12 protein-coding genes are annotated in these 20,113 nt (G+C 74.4%); 5 read left to right on the top strand and 7 right to left on the bottom strand.

Annotation, left to right across the window (positions count from 1 at the left end; translation table 11 throughout):
• Positions 1–57: 57 nt before the first annotated feature.
• Together BF93_RS01940 and BF93_RS01935 are read right to left on the bottom strand one after the other, a co-directional pair.
• The gene (locus BF93_RS01940; RefSeq protein ID WP_038370224.1) at positions 58–837 is read right to left on the bottom strand and encodes a queuosine precursor transporter; all 780 of its coding nucleotides are present in this window, start codon (positions 835–837) and stop codon (positions 58–60) included.
• Between the two features lie 19 nt (positions 838–856).
• Positions 857–1,513 (bottom strand): TetR/AcrR family transcriptional regulator, encoded by a 657-nt coding sequence (locus tag BF93_RS01935; protein ID WP_038370223.1) that lies wholly within the window; start codon positions 1,511–1,513, stop codon positions 857–859.
• Positions 1,514–1,870: 357 nt separating this feature from the next.
• On the opposite strand from BF93_RS01935, the gene BF93_RS01930 reads away from it, so the two are divergent.
• The 3 genes from BF93_RS01930 to BF93_RS01920 all read left to right on the top strand — a co-directional run bounded on the left by BF93_RS01930 (position 1,871) and on the right by BF93_RS01920 (position 8,518).
• Complete coding sequence (locus BF93_RS01930) at positions 1,871–4,498, top strand: MMPL family transporter (protein WP_232226152.1); 2,628 nt, start codon at positions 1,871–1,873, stop codon at positions 4,496–4,498.
• A complete protein-coding gene (locus BF93_RS01925) occupies positions 4,495–7,272 on the top strand; it encodes a YhgE/Pip domain-containing protein (RefSeq protein ID WP_038370222.1) in 2,778 nt (925 codons plus the stop codon). The genes BF93_RS01930 and BF93_RS01925 overlap by 4 nt, the downstream gene beginning before the upstream one ends.
• A gap of 415 nt (positions 7,273–7,687) precedes the next feature.
• Positions 7,688–8,518, top strand: a complete 831-nt coding sequence (locus BF93_RS01920; protein WP_038370221.1) for a C40 family peptidase — start codon at positions 7,688–7,690, stop codon at positions 8,516–8,518.
• 133 nt (positions 8,519–8,651) lie between these two features.
• On the opposite strand, the gene BF93_RS18780 is transcribed toward BF93_RS01920, so the two are convergent.
• The 4 genes from BF93_RS18780 to BF93_RS19720 all read right to left on the bottom strand — a co-directional run bounded on the left by BF93_RS18780 (position 8,652) and on the right by BF93_RS19720 (position 17,166).
• Complete coding sequence (locus BF93_RS18780; protein WP_051486401.1) at positions 8,652–10,661, bottom strand: HNH endonuclease signature motif containing protein; 2,010 nt, start codon at positions 10,659–10,661, stop codon at positions 8,652–8,654.
• Between the two features lie 377 nt (positions 10,662–11,038).
• Complete coding sequence (locus BF93_RS01910) at positions 11,039–14,467, bottom strand: error-prone DNA polymerase (RefSeq protein ID WP_038370220.1); 3,429 nt, start codon at positions 14,465–14,467, stop codon at positions 11,039–11,041.
• A 36-nt stretch (positions 14,468–14,503) separates the two neighbouring features.
• Complete coding sequence (locus tag BF93_RS01905; RefSeq protein WP_051486400.1) at positions 14,504–16,222, bottom strand: DNA polymerase Y family protein; 1,719 nt, start codon at positions 16,220–16,222, stop codon at positions 14,504–14,506.
• Complete coding sequence (locus BF93_RS19720; RefSeq protein WP_038370219.1) at positions 16,222–17,166, bottom strand: hypothetical protein; 945 nt, start codon at positions 17,164–17,166, stop codon at positions 16,222–16,224. The genes BF93_RS01905 and BF93_RS19720 overlap by 1 nt, the downstream gene beginning before the upstream one ends.
• A gap of 341 nt (positions 17,167–17,507) precedes the next feature.
• Here BF93_RS19720 and BF93_RS01895 point away from each other — a divergent pair, with 341 nt between their 5' ends.
• Together BF93_RS01895 and BF93_RS18775 are read left to right on the top strand one after the other, a co-directional pair.
• Complete coding sequence (locus BF93_RS01895; protein ID WP_038370218.1) at positions 17,508–18,539, top strand: NAD(P)-dependent alcohol dehydrogenase; 1,032 nt, start codon at positions 17,508–17,510, stop codon at positions 18,537–18,539.
• A gap of 66 nt (positions 18,540–18,605) precedes the next feature.
• Positions 18,606–19,688: a GNAT family N-acetyltransferase gene (locus tag BF93_RS18775; RefSeq protein WP_051486399.1), complete on the top strand. Its 1,083-nt coding sequence runs from the start codon at positions 18,606–18,608 to the stop codon at positions 19,686–19,688.
• A 25-nt stretch (positions 19,689–19,713) separates the two neighbouring features.
• Here BF93_RS18775 and BF93_RS19715 read toward each other — a convergent pair whose 3' ends face one another.
• Positions 19,714–20,055 (bottom strand): hypothetical protein, encoded by a 342-nt coding sequence (locus BF93_RS19715; RefSeq protein WP_051486398.1) that lies wholly within the window; start codon positions 20,053–20,055, stop codon positions 19,714–19,716.
• Positions 20,056–20,113 lie beyond the last annotated feature (58 nt).

Raw genomic sequence — 20,113 nt, 5'->3', positions numbered from 1 at the left:
CGGCCCATCGCCGCTGCCGCCCTCGACGTTCGTCGGGGCGCGGGGCGACGGAGGTCGTCAGGCCTGTGCGGGCAGGTTCCCCCGGCTCGCGCGCAGGCGCTCCTGGTAGGAGGGGTCGGTCCGCTTGATCCATCGGATCACTGCGGAGGTCACGGGGATCGCGGCGTACTGGACGAGCACCTTGTAGAGGAAGCCGAGCACGGTGTACTGGGCCCACTGCTCGACGGTGGTGATGCCGATCGCGGCCGCGGCGATCGAGCAGAAGACGATCGTGTCCACCAGCTCGCCGAGCCCGCTGGAGGTGAGCAGGCGGCCCACCAGGCCGCGCTCGCCGAAGCGGCGCTTCATGCGGCTCATGACGAGGGTGTTCAGGCTCTGCCCGGCGAGGAACCCGAGCAGTCCCGCGAGGACCACGATCCACACCGGCCCCAGCGCGAGCTCGAGGGCCTGCTGCTTGGCGGTGCCGAAGTCATCGGTGAAGCCGGGCAGCTCGATGACGATCTGGTAGGTGATGACCGCGAGGATGTTCATCGCGAAGGCGGTGATCAGGGCGCGGCGGGCGGCGCGGACGCCGTAGATCTCGGTGATGACGTCGCCGAGGATGTAGGCCAGGGGGAAGAGGAAGAAACCGGCGTCGGTGATGATCTCGAAGCCGATGCCGGGCACGGTGCCGAAGAAGACGCCCTTGGAGGCGCCGATCCCCGAGAGGATGACCACCACGGCCATGAGGACCGCGAGGATGTCGTAGTGGGAAGCACCCCGGTCGGCGTAGACCGGGCCGACCGGGCTTCCAGAGGCGAGGGGGACGGATGCTGGGGGTGCGCTGTGCGTAGTCACCCCGGAACCTTACAAGGGCTCAGGCGTCGGGCTCGACGAAGGCCCGCATGGTCCGCAGGATCGTCACGGAGGCGAGGTTCGAGGTGTCCGTGCCCTCGAGATGCTCGATCACCATGAGGTCCACGAAGCTGCCCACGAGCATCTGCGCGAGGTCGCTCACGGCGATCACGCTGTGCTCGCCCTTCGCGCGCACGCCGCTCTCGAGGATCTCGGCGATCACCTCCCGCAGCCGGGTGCGCTGCTCGGTGAGCTGCTCGCGGGCCGTCTCGTTGCGCAGGGAGTAGGCGACCGCCTCGGAGTACAGCAGGTACCACTGCCGGCCGTGGGGGCGGATCGCCTCGAACACGCGCAGCATCATGCCGGCGTCGTCGAGCGCGGCGGCGTCCCCGGGCGCGGCGGCGATCTCCTCGAGCATCTCCCCCACCGAGGCGGTGATGATCGCGATCACCTGGTCGGTGACGTCGGCGAACAGCTCGCCGAAGACCTCGAGCTTGGTCGAGAAGTTGGAGTAGAACGCCCCGCGCGTGTACCCGGCGGCGCTGACGAGGTCGTCGATGGTCGCGCCGTCGATACCCTTGTCCACGAACACGCCGAGGGAGGCGCGCACGAGGCGCTGACGGGTGTTCTCCTTGCGGCGGGTCGTCGAGTCCGGGAGGGGATCGAACAGCTGCTGCATCTCGCCTCCAGGTGCGGGTGGTCGCGTCCGGGCACCCCGCTGCTGTCCAGGGTGCTCGGATATCATCGCGCTCGATACGTTCGTGTATTGAGACTACCGCATGCGGCGCCGTCCGGGGAGACCCGCGGATGTCGGCCGTCGCACATCCGAGGGGAGACCGCGTGTCCTCGTCCCTGTACCGACTCGGCCGCGCCATGGCGCGGGCGCGCTGGAGAGCCGTGGGAGCCTGGGCGCTCCTCATGATCGTGATCGGCGGCCTCGCCCTCGGCCTCGGCGGCGCCTTCTCGACGCAGTTCGAGATCCCCGGCACCCCCCTCGCAGGAGGGGCTGGACGAGCTCTCCACCCGCTTCCCGCAGATGAGCGGCACCTCGGGCCAGCTGGTCTTCGTCACCACCGACGGCAGCACCGTCGAGGCCCACCGCGAGGACATCGAGCAGGTGATGGAGCAGGCCGCCGAGGTCGACGGCGTCGAGGCCGCGCCCAGCCCCTTCGAGGACACCAGCCCCGGCACCCGCAACGACGAGGGCACCGCCCTCATCGGCACCGTGCAGATGGCCGGGGCCGTCGGCAGCTTCCCCGAGGGGTCGATCCAGACCCTGGAGCAGATCGCCGAGGATGCCTCCCACGGATCGCTCGAGGTGCACCTGGGCGGGCAGATCCTGCAGAGCTCGGAGGTGCCGATGGGCGCCTCCGAGGTGATCGGCGTCGTCGCCGCCCTGGTCATCCTGGCGCTCGCCTTCCGCTCGCTGATCCCCGCCTTCATCCCGATCGTCACGGCGATCATCGGCGTGGGCGTGTCCATGATGGCGGTGATGGCGCTCGCCGCCGGCATCGACATCCCCGAGGTGACGATCTCCCTGGGGGCGATGCTGGGCCTGGCGGTCGGCATCGACTACGCCCTGTTCATCCTGTCGCGGCATCGGGCGCAGCTGGCCCGCGGCGAGGACGTCGAGGAGTCCATCGGCGAGGCGATCGCGACCTCGGGCAGCGCCGTCATCTTCGCGGGCCTGACCGTCGTGATCGCCCTGGTGGGCCTGTTCGTCACCGGCATCCCCTTCCTGACCATGATGGGCCTGGCCTCGGCCGGGACCGTCGCGCTGGCCGTCGTGGTCGCGCTGACCCTGCTGCCGGCGATCATGGGGCTGCTGGGCGAGCGGCTGCGGCCCCGGAAGGTCCGCCGCGAGATGGCCCGCCACGGCGGCGTGCTGCCGCCCCCGGATCCGGACGCCCCGGTGCGCCGGCCCTTCGGGACCCGCTGGGTGCGCCTGGCCACCAGGGTCCCGGTGCTGACCGTCCTGGTGGTCGTGCTGGTGATGGGCGCCCTCGCCGTGCCGGTCAAGGACCTCCGCCTGGGACTGCCGGACCTCGGCACGGAGAAGCCCGACACCCTCGCCCGGCAGACCTACGACCTCGTCGCCCAGGAGTTCGGCCCCGGCTACAACGGCCCCCTGCTGGTGACCGCGGACATCATCAACAGCGACGATCCGCTCGGCGTGGTCGAGGATCTCGAGTCGCGGGTGGCCGGTCTCCAGGACGTCCAGGAGGTGCAGCTGGCGACTCCCAACGAGGGCGCGGACATGGCGGTGGTCGTGGTGATCCCCACCGGGGCGCAGACCGACGAGTCCACCGCCGACCTGGTCCGCCAGATGCGCTCCCTCGCCCCGGACTGGGAGTCCGAGCTGGGGATCTCCGACATCCGCGTCACCGGGCAGACGGCCGTGGCCATCGACATCACCGACCAGCTCTCGCGCGCGCTGCTGCCCTTCGCGATCTTCGTCGTCGGGCTCTCGCTGATCCTGCTGACGCTCGTCTTCCGCTCCCTGTGGGTGCCGCTCAAGGCCTCCCTGGGCTATCTCATCTCGGTGGGCGCCGCCTTCGGCGTGGTCGCCATGGTCTTCGAGTACGGCTGGGGCAACGCGGCGCTGAACGTGCACGTGGTCGGGCCGGTCATCTCGTTCATGCCGATCATGTGCATGGGCGTGCTGTTCGGGCTCGCGATGGACTACGAGGTCTTCCTCGTCTCGCGGATGCGCGAGGAGTACGTCCACTCCGGGCAGGCGCGGGCCTCCATCGAGCGCGGCTTCACCGGCAGCGCCCCCGTGGTGATCGCGGCGGCGCTGATCATGTTCGCGGTGTTCGCCTCCTTCATCCCCGAGGGCTCCTACATGCTGCAGCCGATCGCCGTCGCCCTCGCCGTCGGCGTGCTGGTGGACGCGTTCGTGGTGCGCATGACGCTGGTCCCGGCCGTGCTCGCGCTGCTCGGCGACCGGGCCTGGCGCCTGCCGGCCTGGCTGGACCGGATCCTCCCGCGCATCGACGTCGAGGGCGAGGGGCTGGTCCGCGTGCTCGAGCACCGCCGATGGACCCAGGCGCACGGACCGAGCGCGATCCGCCTCGAGGGCGCCGTGCTGCCGCTGCTGCCCACCGGCGCCGCCGGCGAGGACCTCGAGGGACGGCTGGGCCCGCTCACCGGCGCCGTCGCCCCCGGCACGCTGCTGCTGGTGCGCAGCGAGGACGCCCCGGCGCGTCGCGCCCTGCTCGCCGCCGTCGGCGGCCGCGCGCGCCCGCTCGCGGGCGTGCTCGCCGTCGGCGACCGCCTCTCCCCCGAGGACATCTCGGCCATCCAGTCCCGCACCCACTGGATCGGGCCCGATGCGGATGTCACCGCCCGGCTCGCCGGCATCTCCCCGCGCACCGCCCGCGGCCGCGTGATCGTGCTCGAGGACGCGACCGCCCTGCTGCGCGCCGGCGAGGACGCCGCGGCCCGGCTCGAGGAGCTGCTGGCATCCGGGGCCTGCGCCGTCGTCGGCGCCCCCGACCCCGATCCCTCGGCCGACCTCTCCGCCCGGCTCCGCGACCCCTCCGTGCTGCGGGCCCTGCGGGTCCACCGCACGCGCGGCGCCGAGGCGGCCCCGCCGGCGCAGCCCGACCGGCCCGACCCCCGCCCGTCGTCCGATCCCGCCCTGGAAGGAGCCCGGTCATGACGGCGCTTCGCAACATCCGATCCCTCCTCGTCGTCCTGCTGCTGCCCCTGCTCGTGGTGGGCGTGGGGATGTGGGCCCTCGCCGGCCGCGTCGACCGGCTGGACGCGGTGCCGGCCGCGGTCGTCAACCTCGACGAGGGCGCGACCATGGAGGTCGACGGCGAGGAGCAGACGGTGCCCTTCGGCCGCATGCTCGCCGGCGGCCTCACCCAGCCGACCACCGTCGCCGACGCCGAGCAGGATGCCACCGCCGGGCTCGACTGGCGCCTGACGGACCTCGAGGACGCGGAGTCCGGCCTGAAGGAGGGCACCTACGCGGCCGTGGTCGTCATCCCGGAGGACTTCTCCGCGAACCTGGTCACCCTCGGCACCCCCGAGGCGGCGCAGGCGCAGCTGACCGTGTACTCCGATGACGCCTCCGGCGCCCTGACCTCGCTGGTCTCCGCCTCGATCGCCGATGCCTCCGCGGCGACCATGAACACCGAGCTCACCCAGCAGTACCTCGACGGCATCTACGTCGGCTTCGGCGACATGAAGGACGGCTTCACCGAGGCCGCCGACGGCGCCGACGAGCTCGCCGACGGCACGGAGGAGCTCGCCGACGGCACCCGGCAGACCGCGGAGGGCGCCGGGCAGCTGGCCGAGGGCACGCAGCAGCTCTCCGGCGGCGCGGGCGAGCTGGCCGACGGCGCCGGGCAGCTCGCCGAGGGCACGGATGCGCTGGCCACGGGCACCGGAGACCTGGCCACCGGCCTCGATCAGCTGGCCACCGGCACCGAGGGCGTCGCCGGCGGCACCCAGGACCTCGCCACCGGCCTGGACCAGCTGGCCACCGGCACCGACGGGGTGGCCGGCGGCTCCCGCGACCTCGCCACGGGCCTGGACCAGCTGGCCACCGGCAGCGAGGGGGTCAGCAGCGGGATCATCGGCGTGCAGCAGGGTCTGCGCGGCACCGACGAGCAGCCCGGCCTCGTCGACGCCACCGGCGCGCTGCGCTCGGGCGTGGAGGGCGACGGCACGGCCGAGAACCCGGGCCTGGTCGCCGGCACCGAGCAGCTGGCGCAGGGCGCCGAGGACTATGCGGCCGGCATCGGCCAGGCGTCCCAGGCGGTCAGCGGCGACGGCACCGCGTCGAACCCGGGTCTCGTCACCGCCGCCGACCAGGTCGCCGGAGGGACGCAGCAGCTCAGCGACGCCCTCGAGGGATCGGGGACGATGGACGACCCGGGGATGCTCGCCCTCGCCCAGCAGATCGAGGACTACTGCGCCGGCAGCGGGGCGGCATCGGACGCGCAGGAGGAGCCCGCCGCCTCGGACGGCGGCGGTACCGCGGCATCGGACGGCGGCGGGCAGGAGGCTCCGGCCGCGGCCGGGCCCGATCCGCAGCTGTGCGCCATGGCCGGCGGCCTCTCCCAGTACGCCTACGGCGTGGACACCGCACTGCACGGCGACGAGGACTCCGGCCGGGCCGGCCTCGTCGAGGGGACGCAGGGCGTCTCCGCCTACGCCCACGGGGTCGAGACGGCCTTCACCGGCGACGGCACCGACCAGAACCCCGGCCTGGTCGCCGGGGCCGAGGACCTCGCCACCGGTGCCCGCACCCTCGCCGACGGCATCCCCGCCCTCGCCGAGGGCATCGCCCAGGTCGACGACGGGACGGTGGCCCTGGCCGGGGGCGTGGACCAGCTCGCCGACGGCTCCGGACAGCTCTCGACCGGGTTGCGGCAGAGCGCCGACGGCGCCGGGTCCCTCGCCGACGGCACCGGCCAGCTCGCCGACGGCGCACGACAGAGCGCCGACGGGGCAGGACTCCTCGCCGACGGCACGGGCGAGCTGGCCACGGGCACCCGCCAGAGCGCGGACGGCGCGGGGCAGCTGGCCGAGGGCGCCGACGAGCTCGCCACCGGCACCGACGGGCTCGCCACCGGCGCCGGGTCCCTCGCCGACGGCACCGAGGAGCTCGCCACCGGCGCCGGGGACCTCGCCGACGGCACCGACCAGCTGGCCGACGGCGCGGGCGAGCTGGCCGACGGCACCGACGAGCTCGCCTCCGGGCTGCGCGACGGCGCCGAGGACGTCCCCCGGTACACCGAGGCCGAGCGCACCCGCATGGCGCAGATGGCCGCGGAGCCGATCACGACCGTCGCCGAGCGGGAGAACGCGGCCGACGGTGCGGCGACGGCCACGTTCCCCTTCGTGGTGGGCCTGGCGCTGTGGCTCGGCGCGTTCAGCGTCTTCCTGCTGCTGCCCGCCCTCTCGCGCCGGCTGCTGGACGCGGCGATGCCCATGTGGCAGGTGGTGCTGCGCAGCCTGCTCCCGGCGTTCGCGGTCGGCATCGTGCAGGCCGTCGCGGTCCTGTCGATCGTGACGTTCCTGGGGGTCTCCCCGGTCTCGCCCCTCGCGGTGGGGGTGATCTCCCTGGCCGCGGCGCTCATGTTCGCCGCCTTCCATCAGGGGCTGCTGACGGTGCTCGGGGAGCGCGTCGGCCGGATCGTGTCGATCGTGGTGATGGTGCTGCAGGTGGTGGCACTGGTCGGGGTGCTGCCGCTGGAGACCGCTCCCCCGCTGCTGCAGTCGATCAGCGCGCTGATGCCGCTGTCGATCGTCTCGCAGGGGCTGGTGCACGCCTCCCTCGGCGGTTCGCTCGTATCGACGTCCAGCACGCTGCTCGGCATCGGCGCCTGGCTCGCGGCCTCGCTCGCGGCGACGCTGATCGCCTCCCGCGGGGCGCGCCTGGCCGATCCGCCGTCGATGCTGCGGCCGCTTCCCGCCTGACCGGCCGCCGGTCCCCCGTCGGAGGACCCGCCCGTGCCCTGTGCGCACGGCGCGGGTCCTTCGGCGTTCCGGGCCGGCTCCCGCGGCGTTCCGGACCGGCTCCCGCGGCGTTCCGGACCGGCTCCCGCGGCGTTCCGGACCGGCTCCCGCGGCGTGAGGTGCGAGTCGCGGGATGCGTCCGAAAAGGTCAATTCGGGTTCAGATCCGTTCCCGTGCGGGTCAAGGACGCCGTGGGCGACAAACCGTCGGTCAAGGTCCCTGCCCTGTGTGTTCAGGCCCCTGGGATCCGCCCTCGGCGCCTCCTAGCGTGGTGGTCGTGAGCGGATCCCGGACCTCCCCGGATCGCGGATCCGCATCGGACCAGACATCGCAGCACCGCCCGCTCCTGCGGACGGAACGGAAGGAATCACCGAGAATGGCGAAGCACAGCACCCACCGCGTCCCCGGCCGAGCAACCTACGGCGCGACCCGTCTCGCATTCCGCGGCCTGGGCGGCGCGGCGATGCTCGGCACGGTCGTGATCGGCTCGGCCTTCGCGGCGCAGAGCGCGACGGCGGCGCCCGCTGCCGAGACGGCCGCTCCCGCCGAGATCAGCGCCGTCGCCCCGGCCCATCCGGTCGCGACCGCGAACCAGCTCACGGCGGACGGCGGGACGCTCTACGAGGGCGTGCGCGGCGATCGGGTGGCGACCCTGCAGACCATGCTGAACACCCATGGCGCCGATCTCGAGGTCGACGGCAGCTTCGGCCCGCTGACCCTCGCCGCGGTCCTGGACTATCAGGAGAGCAACGGCCTTCAGGTCGACGGCCGGGTCGGCCCGGAGACGCGCGGCTCCCTCAACGGCGGCTCCGCCGAGGTCAGCGCCTCCGCCGGCACCGCGGTCGCGACGAGCTCCGAGGAGTCCTCGTCCTCGAGCGGCCAGGCGATCCTGGATGCCGCCCGCTCGCAGATCGGCGTGCACTACTCCTGGGGCGGCGAGTCCGCGAGCACGGGCTTCGACTGCTCCGGCCTGACCCAGTACGCGTACGCGCAGGCCGGGATCGATCTGCCGCGCACCTCGAGCGCGCAGGCCTCCGCCGGCACGCAGATCTCGCAGTCGGAGGCCCAGGTCGGCGATCTGGTCGTGTGGCCGGGCCACATCGGCATCTACGCCGGGGACAACACGGTCGTGGACGCGGGCTCCTCGAAGGGCTCCGTCTCCGAGCGCACCATCTGGGGCGACCCCACCTTCGTCACCTACCGCTGATGCTCGGCACCTGATCGTCCCCTGACCCGCGGCGCCGCCGCACCGGGGTCGACGTCGCGCAGGGCACCATCCTCCCGGGGATGGTGCCCTGCGCGTCGTCTGATGTCCTGGAGCCCGATGAGGTCCGCGGGCCTCAGGCGGTCCGAGCTGCGCGGCCCCGGGTCGCCGAGCCTCGGGCCGCTGAGCCCCGGGCGGCCGAGCCCCGGGCAGCACGCCGCCGGGCGGCGCGGGTGCGGCCGACGACGGCACGCTCCTTCGCCCGGGCGGAGAGGCGCTCGCGGCGTCGGGCGGTGCGGCGCTCGGCCCGATTGAGGGTCGGCGGCCGCTGCGAGGGCGGGGTGGGCGAGGAGCCGACCGCACCGTAGGGGCTGACCCAGACGACCCGGGTCGCGCCGGGCCGCTGCGCATCGGCGACCACCTCGACGCGCCAGCGCCCCGTCTCCTTGTCGTAGTTGCCTGCCGCGCACAGGCCCTGCCCGTTCGAGAAGGCCGTGGCCCCGCCCTGGGCGTGGGCGTGGATGTGGTCCAGGTGCCGCGGGCCCGCGTTGCAGTACGGGACGCGGCAGACCCGGTCGCGGCTCAGCAGCATCCTCCGGGTGTTCACGGGGAAGGCGCGCGAGGTCGAGTCCATGGCGACGAGCTCGCCGCTGGCGGGGTGGGTGTACAGCCGGCGGTACACCATGCGGGCCGCGAGCGCCTCGGCCCGGGCGTCGGCCTCGGCGTCGCTCGCGCCGAAGTCCCCGTAGGGCGAGCCGGCGAGGGCGTTGGTCACCGCGCGCGAGGGCGCGAGCCCGTACCCGGACAGGGCCGCGTGCTCGGTTCCGTCGTCGAGGTGGAACAGGGCACGGTCGGTGATGGTGACGAGCAGCTCGATCCGGGGTCCCCTCGGCGGCGCCGCCGGCCGGGCGATCCGGGACCGCCCCGGAGGGAACAGGCTGTCGGGCATCGGCCCGCCGCGCGGCGGGAGGGGACCCGGCGGCGCGGCCCCGAGGGGCGCCGGCGAGGAGAGCTGCGGCCCGCAGGCGGAGCCGAGCGGGCCCGGCGGCCAGGACGGCTCGCCGCGGGGCGCGTCCTGCCGGGATGCCGCGGGAGCGCCGACGACGGGCGCGATGATCTCGCCGGTGCCGAGGTCGAGGAGGGGGCTGTCCTCCTCGATCCATTCCGGCATGCAGGGGGCGACCTCCACGGGAGGATCCCCGCTCAGCGCGTCGCAGTAGTAGTTCACGGCCTCGACCAGCACGTCGACCCGCGCCGCGCCGACCGGGGCGCTGCCTCCGGCGGCGCGCGCGGATTCCGCCGCGGCCTGGACGACGGCTTCGATCTGCACCGCGCCGAGCGCAGGGAGCACCGCGGTCAGCCGCGCCATGCCGTGGCGCTGGGGCGTGATCTTCAGGTACCGCCTCCGGGCGGCGCGGACGGCGCGCTCACGGGAGGCGATCGGGTCGGACCGCTTCTGCACGATCTCCTCGACGTGCTCGCGCACCGCGGTGATCCCGAGGCCGTCCAGCTGGGCGAGGTCGCGGCCGATCTCGGCGTCGACGGCCTCGCACACGGCGGGCGGCTCGTCGGCGAGCACGGCGCTCACCGCGGCGACGGTCGCCTCGGGGAGGCGGGCCGTGGACTTCGCCTCCTGCAGCACCGGCATCGAGGTGCTGAGCCGGCGGGCGGCCGTGAGGGCGGCGGAGGCGGAATGGCGGCTGGTGCGGCGGGCGACGGCGATGTTCGCGGTGACGCCGGCGTCCAGCCGGCGCCCCGACGCCCCCGCGGTCCCGTTCTCCCGGCGGATCCTCGCGGCCGCCTCCAGCATCCACGCGTCCTCGACCGCGCCCAGGCTCGTGCGGGTCTGGGACAGCATGGCCAGCATCGCCAGCGCCTCGTCCGGCGTGCCCGGCTCGACGTCGACCACGGCCCGCTGCGTCGACCGGGAGAGCCCTGCGGCCCTCGCCGCACCGCCGACCAGGTCCACCACCGCCGACAGCGCCGGCGTCCCCGCCAGCGGCTCCAGCGCCGCACGGATCACGGCGACCGCGCCGTCGAGACCCGCGGGCGATGCCGCGTCCTGCTGCTCCGGAGCGGTGCGCTGCGGCACGGCCGGGACGGCGGCGCCGTCCTGGCCGATATGCTGCGGGACCCCTTCATCCATAGCCCATATCCTACCCCGGAAAACGGACATATGGGGGCTCCCGCCGGAGGTTCGGCGGATTCTGTGGATGATTCCGCCTTGGGGAGGAGAAGCAGGTCCGGGTGCAGTCCTCGGCCCGCTCCCTCGGACGTAGGACCTCGTCCCCCGAGCGTCTCCCGAGGTCTGCTCCGACCGTGCGCCGCTTGCAGGAGAGACGTGATGACCTGCCGCGACACATCGACGATGCTCGCCGCTCTCCCGGTGCCATGCGCGCGCCGCCGCGGCGGGGCACCGCCGGACCGGCATGGCGGGCAGGGGCGGGACATCGGCCGCAGACGTCCCGCAAAATTCCCGTCATCGGCCCGGGGATAGCCCGACCCGCATTTCCATGCCGCGCGTCATTGGAAATCCCGTGATCTCCCGGCGGCCGGCAGGGCGATCTGCCGGACACCGTCGGCGACCAGGTTGACCGCCCCGGTGCGGTTCTCGACCACGCCCCGCAGGACGACCGCCCGGCTGGTGCGCAGCACGGCGCGGTGGCGCATCCAGAACCCCTTCGAGCAGACGACGTTGAGGATCCCCGTCTCGTCCTCCACCCCGAGGAAGGTGATGCCGGTGGCCGTCGCCGGCCGCTGCCGATGGGTGATGACGCCGGCGACGTGCACGCGGGAGCAGTCCTCGGCGGTGCGCATCGAGGCGATCGTGCCGATCCCCTGCGCGGCGAGCTCCTCGCGCACCAGCGCCATCGGGTGCTCGCCCGGCGTGATGCCGGTGGCCCAGGAGTCCGCGGCGGCGAGCTCCGCATCGCTCATCCCCGGGAGCATCGGCGCATCGGCCCCGACGGCCAGGTGCGGCAGGGTGTCCGGGGACTCCTGGGCGGCGGCGCCCGCCGCCCACAGCGCCTGGCGCCGGGAGGAGGCGAGGCCGTCCAGCGCCCCGGCGGTCGCGAGGGCCTCGAGCTGGCGCGCGCTCAGCCGCACCCGCCGGGCGAGGTCCGGGATCGAGGCGAAGGGGCCCTCGCGCTCCCGGGTCTCGACGATCTTCTCCGCGACCTTGTCGCCGATGCCGCGCACCTGCGTCAGCCCCAGGCGGATCGCCGGGCCGGCGGCGGCCCGCTCCCCCTGCACCTGCGCCCCGGGCCGGTCGCCGATGCGGTAGGGCCGATGCTCCTCGTCGAGCTCGAGGGTGGTCTCCACGTCGCTCACGGCCACGTCGACCCCGCGGGTGAGGACGCCGTGGCGGCGGGCGTCGGCCACCAGGGACTGCGGCGAGTAGAAGCCCATCGGCTGGGAGCGCAGCAGGGCGGCGGTGAAGGCCGCCGGGTAGTGGCACTTGAGGTAGGAGCTCGCGTAGACGAGGTAGGCGAAGGAGTAGGCGTGGGACTCGGGGAAGCCGTAGTTGGCGAAGGCGAGCAGCTTGCGGTGGATGGCCTCGGCGTCCTCCCCCACGATCCCGTGGCGGGCCATGCCGGCGAAGAGGTCGTCGGACAGCGCCATCATCCGCTCGGTCGAGCGCTTGGCGCCCATGGCGCGGCGCAGCTGATCGGCCTGGGCGGGGGTGAAGTCGGCGACGTCCACGACCATCTGCATCAGCTGCTCCTGGAACAGCGGCACGCCGAGGGTGCGGTCCAGGGACTTCTCCAGCAGCGGGTGGATGTAGGTGACCTCCTCCTCCCCGTTGCGGCGGCGGATGTACGGGTGGACGGAGCCGCCCTGGATGGGGCCGGGGCGGATCAGGGCGACCTCGACGACGAGGTCGTAGAACTCGCGCGGCCGCAGCCGCGGAAGGGTGGAGATCTGGGCGCGGGACTCGACCTGGAAGACGCCCACGCTGTCGCCGGCGCACAGCATGTCGTAGACGGCGGGGTCCTCCTGCGGGAGGGTGCGCAGCTCGAAGTCCTCGCCGTGGTACTCGGCGACCAGGCGCAGGCAGTGGTCAAGGGCGGTGAGCATGCCCAGGCCCAGCAGGTCGAACTTCACCAGGCCCGCATCGGCGCAGTCCTCCTTGTCCCACTGCAGGACGGTGCGGTCCTCCATGGCGGCCCACTGCACGGGGCACAGCTCGATCACGGGCCGATCGGCCAGCACCATGCCGCCGGAGTGGATGCCCAGGTGGCGCGGGGCGTCGCGCAGCTGCATCGCGAGGTCGACGACGTCGGCGGGGATGTCGGTGCCCTGCAGGGAGGTGAAGGAGCGCTCGATCTGCTTGGACCAGGCGTCCTGGCGGCCCACGTCATGGCCCAGCGCCCGGGCGGCGTCACGCACGGCGAGCTTGGCGCGGTAGGTGATGACGTTGGCGACCTGCGCCGCGTTCTCACGGCCGTAGCGCTGGTAGACGTGCTGGATGACCTCCTCGCGGCGGTCGGAGGCGATGTCGAGGTCGATGTCCGGCGGGCCGTCCCGCTCCGGGGCGAGGAAGCGCTCGAACAGCAGGCCGTGCTGCACGGCGTCGACGGCGGTGATCCCCAGGGCGTAGCAGACGGCGCTGTTGGCGGCGGAGCCGCGGCCCTGGCACAGGATCCCCTCGCGGCGGCAGAAGTCGACGATCTCGTGGACGATGAGGAAGTAGCCCGGGAAGTGCAGGTCGATGATGACCTTCAGCTCGTGGTCGATCTGCGCCCAGGCGCCGGGCACCCGCTCGGGACGGCCCGGCGCGGGGCGGGGGCCGTAGCGCTCGCGCCCCTCGACCTCGACGAGCTCGACCAGCCAGCTCGCCTCGTCATGGCCGCCGGGCACCGGGAAGGGCGGCAGGTCGGGGGCGAGCAGCTGCAGGTCCAGGGCGCAGTCGCGGCCCAGGCGCGCGGCCTCGGCCACGGCGCGGGGGTAGCGCGGCAGCAGGCGCGCCATCTCCTCGCCGCTGCGCAGATGCGCCAGGCGAGCGGCGAGATGCGGATCGGCCTCCTCGAGGCTCACCCCGGCGCGCAGGGCGGCGTGGGCATCGGCCAGGCGCTTGTGGCCGGGATGGGCGTAATGGGCACCCGTGGTCGCCACCACCGGCAGGGTGATCTCGTCCAGGCCCGTCTCCTCGCGGACGATCCGCGCACCCTGGACCAGGGCGTCGTGCAGCTCGTCGTCCAGCGGCCCCTCCCCCGCGCCGAGCTCGACGGCGACGTTCCCGGCGCCGAACAGCTCGATCAGACGGCCGATGCCGGCTGCCGCGGCATGGGCGGCCTGCTCGAGATCGCCCTCCTCGAGCAGGGGGCGCACGGCGCGCTGCACGGCGCCCTTGCGGCAGCCGGTGAGGATCAGCCAGCGGCCCTCGCGGGCGATCCGCGAGAGCTCGGCGAGGCGGTAGCGGGGGGCGCCCTTGGTCCTCCCCTCGAGGTGGGCGCGGGCGATCGCGGCGGACAGCTCCCGGTAGCCGGTCTCGTCGCGCACGAGGACCAGCAGGTGCTCTCCCGCCGGATCGGGGACGCCGGTGCGGGCGGGGGTGAGCACGGGCGTCGCGCTCGCGATGTCGGCGCCGGGCTCGAGGCCCAGCGTGAGCTCGGCCCCGAAGACGGTGCCGATGCCGTGCTCGCGGGCGGCGCGGGAGAAGCGCACCGCCCCGGGCAGCCCGTCGTGGTCGACGATCGCGAGGGCCTGCAGGCCCAGCCGGGCGGCGGTGGCGACCATCTCCTCGGGGCTCGAGGCGCCGTCCAGGAAGCTGAAATGGGAATGAGAGTGCAGCTCCGCATAGGGGACCTCGGCGCGGGGGCGGTAGCCGTCCGTGGCGCGGCGGCCCGTGCGCACCACCTCGATGGGCGGGTCCACGAGCGCCGCGGGACGGTCCGACAGCACCGCCTCGAGGTCCTTCCAGGCCGGGGGACCCAGGAACCAGCGGCTCATGGCGCGGCACCTCCGGCCGCTCCGGGCATGCTCGCCTCAGTCATAGATCCCCTCCACCTCCCAGCGGCCCTCGCGGGACAGCGCCAGCAGCGCGATGTGATCGCCGCCCGCCGCGTCCTCCTCCCCGATCACCAGCTGCAGCCGGGCGGCGCGGCGGCCGTCGGGGCGCCACCAGCGCTCGTCCAGCAGCACGGGAGCGCCGTGCCCGAGCACCCGATGGCGCGACCCGGCCCGCAGCCCGCGCGCGACGAGCCCCTGCGCCCCCTCGGCGGGCACGCGCAGGAGCGCGGGGGCCTCGCTGAGCAGGCCGCGCGCGGTGACGACGACGGCCTCGCCGCGCGCGTCCTCGAGCAGCACCGGCGGCGGGGTGCGGAAGACGGTCGCGGGCAGGGGCCGGGGAAGGCTGCCGGGCCAGGGACCGGGGCGGGACGCGGGCTTCTCCGCGCGCCAGGGCACCAGGCGCACCTGATCGGCCAGCAGGCGCCCGCCCACGGGGGCGGGGACCAGCACCGCGCCCTCCCCCGCCAGGCCCTGGGCCCGGGCGAAGGCGCGCCCGGCGCGCTGGGCGGCCTCCCCGGCGCTGCCCCACAGGGCGGCGGCACCCTCCCCCGCGGGCATGAGCTGCAGCGGCTGCAGCAGCAGCTGGGTGATCGCGCCGGTCTCCCCGCGGCCCAGCCGTGCCCGGGTGAGCCAGCCGTCGCACTGCCAGCGCACGCGGTCCACGACATCGGCGGGCGTGAGCTCCCCGTCGTGGCGCCAGGTGCGCTCCATCTCCTCGCCCTGCTCGGTGCGGCCGATGATCCGCAGCCGGGTGCAGATCAGCCCGCGTGCGACGAGCATGCCGTGCAGCTCCTCGGCCATCGGCCGGGCGGCGAAGGCGGCCTGGTCCGAGCGCACCAGCGGAGGATCCAGGACGCGCAGCACCTCCACGGGCTGCTCGGGATGGTGCATGGCCGGCGGGGTGGACTCCCCGCCGCGGGCCAGCAGGTGCAGCTGGGCGACGTCGGGGCCGAAGCGGTCCTGCACGGAGGTCGCCGGCAGCGCGGCGAGCTCCCCGAGGGTCCGCACGCCCAGACGGGTGAGCAGGTCGATCACCTCGGCGAGATCGAGGCGGCCCGAGCCGACGGCGGCCGGGCGGTCGCGGTGCCCCCAGCCGGGGCCGACGGGCGCCTCGCGCAGGGCGGCGATGTCGTGGGGGGCTAGGTACTCGGCGCTGCGGCCGGGCCGCACGATCCGCCCGGCGCGGGCGGCCAGCAGGGCGGCGAAGGGGCCGTCGGCGATGCCGACCTGGGCCTCCCAGCCGGTGAGGTCGGCGACGGCGTCGAGGATCCGCTCGGCCAGGCGCTCCTCCCCGCCCTGGTGCCGGGCGGGACCGCGGGCGGCCATCAGCACCACGCCGGGGCGCAGCACGTCCACGCCCGCGGCGACGGTGTCCACCGCGGCGGAGACCAGCTCGAACAGCCCGGCCTCGTGCTCGCGGTCGGTCTCGAGCACGAGGGCGTCGGGGCAGGCGGCCTGGGCGGAGCGGCGGCGCATCCCCACGGCCACCCCGGCCGCGGCGGCCGCCGCATCGGCATGGACCACCCGATGGCGCTCGAGGAGGATCACGGCCGGGGCGTCCTGCGCGTCGTCGCGGCGGTCCAGCGCGGCCAGCAGGCTCCACCGCGGCACGAGCACCGCGGCGGTGCGGGTGGCCGCCGGGACCTCCTCCCCCGGCGGCAGCAGCGCCTGCGCGGGCATCGTCCCCGCGGCCATCAGACGGCCCTGCGCAGCGTGGGGAGGACGGACGCCTCGCGGGCGCCGCGGGCGGCCGGCGTCGTGGCGAGGGCGCCGCGCACGTCGGGCAGCAGCACCTCGACCTCGCGCCGCCCCGCGATGCCGCGGCCGGCGGAGCTCACCCGCACCCGCCGCCCGCGCAGGCGGCCCGAGCCGGCGCCGAGGCCGTGCCAGCGGGCGCCGTGCGCCTCCAGGCGCAGGTCCGCACGGTCCGGCGGGGAGGCGGCCAGCACCAGCGCGTCCCGGGTGCGGGCGCGACCGGTCAGGGTGCGCCACAGGGCCGGGGTCAGCCGCAGGTCCGGGCCGATGACCACCACTCCCACGCCGTCGACCAGGGCGGAGAGCACCTGCGGAAGCTGCGGGAGATCCTCGACGTCGGTGCCCGGGACGATCGCGAGGCGGCTCGGATCCGCCCCGGCGTCCAGCAGGCCGCGCAGGCCCAGGTCCGGCATGCCGGCCACGGCGCACCAGGAGTCCTCCCCCATGGCGGCGACGGCGAGGGCCAGCAGCAGGGAGGAGCTCGCCTCGCCGGTGACCGCGACGCTGCTGCCGGCGCGCAGCGTGCCGGAGGGGATCAGCGGGGCGAGGGCGGGCGGGACCGGGAGGCGGCCGGGGGCCTGCGCCGGGGCGACCTCGACGGGGTCGTCGGCCGGGGGCGCGGGGGCCCTCCCGGGAGCATCGGGCCGCCCGGGCGGCGGGAGCAGGCGCATCGGGGCCCGCACGGCGGCGCCCTCGGGCCCGGCGGCGCCCTCGGGCCCGGTGGGGCTCTCGGACGCGGTGGGGCTCTCCCGCAGGGCGGTGCGGTCGATCCGCCCGCCCCAGCGCGCGGCCGAGAGCTCTGCCGCGCCGAGCGCGCGGCGGGCGCGCGCGAGCCTGTCGGCCTTCTCCTCGCGCTTCTCCTCGAGCTGCACCGCGGTGCCCATGGTCCCCTCCGCCTCCTTCCGCGACCTCACCGCCGGGACCCCACGGACCCGAACCGTCGTCGAACGCGTGTTCGACTGTACGCCTGGATCCGGTGAGTCCGTCAAGCGGGCAGGTCACCGCTTCGAACATCTTTGCGAATCCTGTCGGAGGGGTCCGACAGATCTCCGGGGGATGCCGGGCGGGCGCGGCGTGCCGATCCCAGGCGATGCATGGAAGTATCAGAAAGTCGGACCGGGGAGGCTGGATCACGCCGTGGGGTTCCGGGCAGACTCGAGCCACCGTCGCCCCCGATCGTCGTCGCGTCGCAGAGGACGCGCCCGTACAGAAGGAGAAGCACCGCATGCGAGCACTCGTGCTGCAGGAGAAGGGTCGGATGTCCATCGAGGAGATCCCGGACCTGGGCTCCCCCGGCCCCGGCGAGGTGAGGATCGCGATGCACACCGTGGGCATCTGCGCCTCGGACGTGCACTACTACACCGACGGGAAGATCGGCCCCTTCGTCGTGAACGCCCCCATGGTGCTGGGCCACGAGGGCGCCGGCACCGTGGTCGAAGTCGGCGAGGGCGTCACGCACCTGGCTCCCGGGGACCGCGTGGCCATGGAGCCGGGCGTGCCGAACCCGGCCTCCCGCGCGGTGAAGGAGGGCAACTACAACGTCGACCCCGACGTGCGGTTCTGGGCGCCCCCGCCGGTGCACGGCTGCCTGGCCGACGAGGTCATCCATCCCGCCGCGTACACCTATGCGCTGCCGGAGTCGCTGAGCTTCGCCGAGGGCGCGCTCATCGAGCCCTTCTCCGTGGGCATGTACGCCGCGACCACGGCGCAGATCTCCCCCGGCGACGTCGCCGCCGTGATCGGCAGCGGGACCATCGGCATCATGATCGCCCTCGCCGCCCGCGCCGGCGGGGCGAGCCGCGTCTACGTGAGCGACGTGCTGCCGCAGAAGCTGGGCCTGCTGGAGGGGCTCGAGGGGATCATCCCCGTGGACGCCACCCAGGAGGATCTGGGCGAGCGCGTGCGCGCCGAGACCGACGGCTGGGGTCCCCAGGTCGTCTTCGAGGCCTCCGGCGCCGCCCCCGCCTACAAGGGCCTGTGGTCGCTGCCCGCCCCCGGCGGGCGCATCGTCCTGGTGGGCATGCCCACCTCCGACGTGCCCTTCGACGTGTCCACCGCCGCCGCCCGGGGCCTCAGCATCGAGACGGTGTTCCGGTACAAGAACGTCTACCAGAAGGCCATCGACCTGGCCGCGACCGACGCCGTGGACCTGGGCCGCTTCGTCACCGACACCTTCGCCTTCGACGACTCCATCCAGGCCTTCGAGCGCTTCCTCGAGGGACGCCCGACGGATGTGAAGCTCCAGATCACGCTCTGAGCCGGACGGGCCTGCCGGCCCCGGAGCTCCCTGGTCTCCTGGGCCGGCGCCGTCTACCGTCGAGCCATGCGCGTCACCCTGCAGCCGCTGCGTCCCTCCGACGCGGCCGCCGTCGTCGCCGCCGAGGACGAGGCGACGGTGCGCTGGCTCAGCGGCGGCCGGAGCACCGTGGAGGGGACCGCCGACTTCGTGCGGCGCCTGGACCGGGAGGCGGAGCAGGGAGCCGCCAAGCGGGCGTTCGGGATCTGGCTCGACGGCGCATGCGTCGGGACCGTCGACTACGACCCCGATGTGACCGACGGCCTGGAGCCGGGGGACGTCAACATCGCCTACGGCGTCGCCCCGCGGGTCCGCGGGCGCGGGATCGCCGTCCGGGCGGTCGAGCTCCTCTGCGAGGTCGTCCGCGAGCGTGGGATCGGGGGCCGCGCGGTGATCCGGGCCGACGTCCGGAATCCTGCCTCGACCCGGGTCGCGGAGAAGGCCGGATTCACGTACCTGCGCGACGTGACGAGCTCGACGGAGCGGCAGGACGACGGGGCTCCCGTGACCCTGCGGGTCTACGGCCGAGAGCTGGTGCACGGGTCGCGGCCCGGCGGCGGTGCCACGGATCCCGAGGGCGTGTCATGTCGCCTCGCCGCCCCGGGCGATGACGAGATATTGAGGCGCGCGCTGCATATGGCATGGCGCTGGGACAGGGAGTGGGACGAGGCCGACTTCCGGCACCATGTGTCGCGAGATGCTCCCGATCTGTACGTGGATCATTTCGGGATGCGGGCCGGGGACACGGGCATCCTCGCCATGGCCACCGGCCCGGACGAACGCCCGATCGGAGCGGCCTGGTACCGCTACTTCTCGAACGACCGGCACCGTGAAGGGTTCGTGGACGAATGCACTCCCGAGATCGTCCTGGCGGTCGGGCCGGAGCATCGAGGACAGGGAATCGGCGGTCTGCTGCTCGAGCGCCTGCTCGACCTGGCTCGCCGACGCGGAGTCGCTCGCCTCAGTCTTCACGTCGATCTGGGCAACGACCGGGCGCTGTCCCTCTACCGATCCCGAGGCTTCGCTCCCGTATCGCAGACGAGGAAAGGACTCGTGATGAGTCTTCAGATGCAGCTCGACAGCGACGCGGGTGCGCACGACTCGGCGTAGCAGCCGCCCCGAGGACGAGCCCAGCCTAGGCATCCCCGTCCTCGCGCGCGTTGAACCCGAAGATCGCCTCCCCCACCACGGCCCACACCGAGAACAGGGCGACGCCCACACCGAACGCCCCCAGGTCCGCACGCTCCGGGGCGCCGCGGCGCCCCCGGCGTCCGATGATCAGGAGGCCGGCGGCGAGATTGGTCGCGCCCCAGAGGGCGTTGATCGTCGGGGGCGACTGGCGTCCCGCGAGCGGGGTGAGCATCCGCCGTCCTGCGGCTGCGGCGGCGAGATGGGGAAGGCTGTTCGCGCACAGCACCCCGGCCGCGACGGCGATCGCGATCGGGCCCGTCTCTCGGGTCTTCTCGGGCTCGGACATGGGGACCTCCTGGGGTCGAGGGGGACGGTCGCGGGCGACAGCGCCATCGAACCTGCGG

It is taken from the genome of Brachybacterium phenoliresistens (genome assembly GCF_000576425.1).
Taxonomy (GTDB): domain Bacteria; phylum Actinomycetota; class Actinomycetes; order Actinomycetales; family Dermabacteraceae; genus Brachybacterium; species Brachybacterium phenoliresistens.
The sequence above is the reverse complement of the archived record's forward strand: the minus strand, read 5'-3'. Positions and strand labels throughout refer to the sequence as shown.

Coding starts and splice junctions, on each gene's coding strand:
- BF93_RS01925 (WP_038370222.1), top strand. CDS start 4,495: ATGACGGCGCTTCGCAACATCCGATCCCTCCTCGTCGTCCTGCTGCTG.
- BF93_RS18780 (WP_051486401.1), bottom strand. CDS start 10,661: ATGGATGAAGGGGTCCCGCAGCATATCGGCCAGGACGGCGCCGCCGTC.
- BF93_RS01905 (WP_051486400.1), bottom strand. CDS start 16,222: ATGGCCGCGGGGACGATGCCCGCGCAGGCGCTGCTGCCGCCGGGGGAG.
- BF93_RS19720 (WP_038370219.1), bottom strand. CDS start 17,166: ATGGGCACCGCGGTGCAGCTCGAGGAGAAGCGCGAGGAGAAGGCCGAC.
- BF93_RS01920 (WP_038370221.1), top strand. CDS start 7,688: ATGGCGAAGCACAGCACCCACCGCGTCCCCGGCCGAGCAACCTACGGC.
- BF93_RS01935 (WP_038370223.1), bottom strand. CDS start 1,513: ATGCAGCAGCTGTTCGATCCCCTCCCGGACTCGACGACCCGCCGCAAG.
- BF93_RS01895 (WP_038370218.1), top strand. CDS start 17,508: ATGCGAGCACTCGTGCTGCAGGAGAAGGGTCGGATGTCCATCGAGGAG.
- BF93_RS18775 (WP_051486399.1), top strand. CDS start 18,606: ATGCGCGTCACCCTGCAGCCGCTGCGTCCCTCCGACGCGGCCGCCGTC.
- BF93_RS19715 (WP_051486398.1), bottom strand. CDS start 20,055: ATGTCCGAGCCCGAGAAGACCCGAGAGACGGGCCCGATCGCGATCGCC.
- BF93_RS01910 (WP_038370220.1), bottom strand. CDS start 14,467: ATGAGCCGCTGGTTCCTGGGTCCCCCGGCCTGGAAGGACCTCGAGGCG.
- BF93_RS01930 (WP_232226152.1), top strand. CDS start 1,871: ATGAGCGGCACCTCGGGCCAGCTGGTCTTCGTCACCACCGACGGCAGC.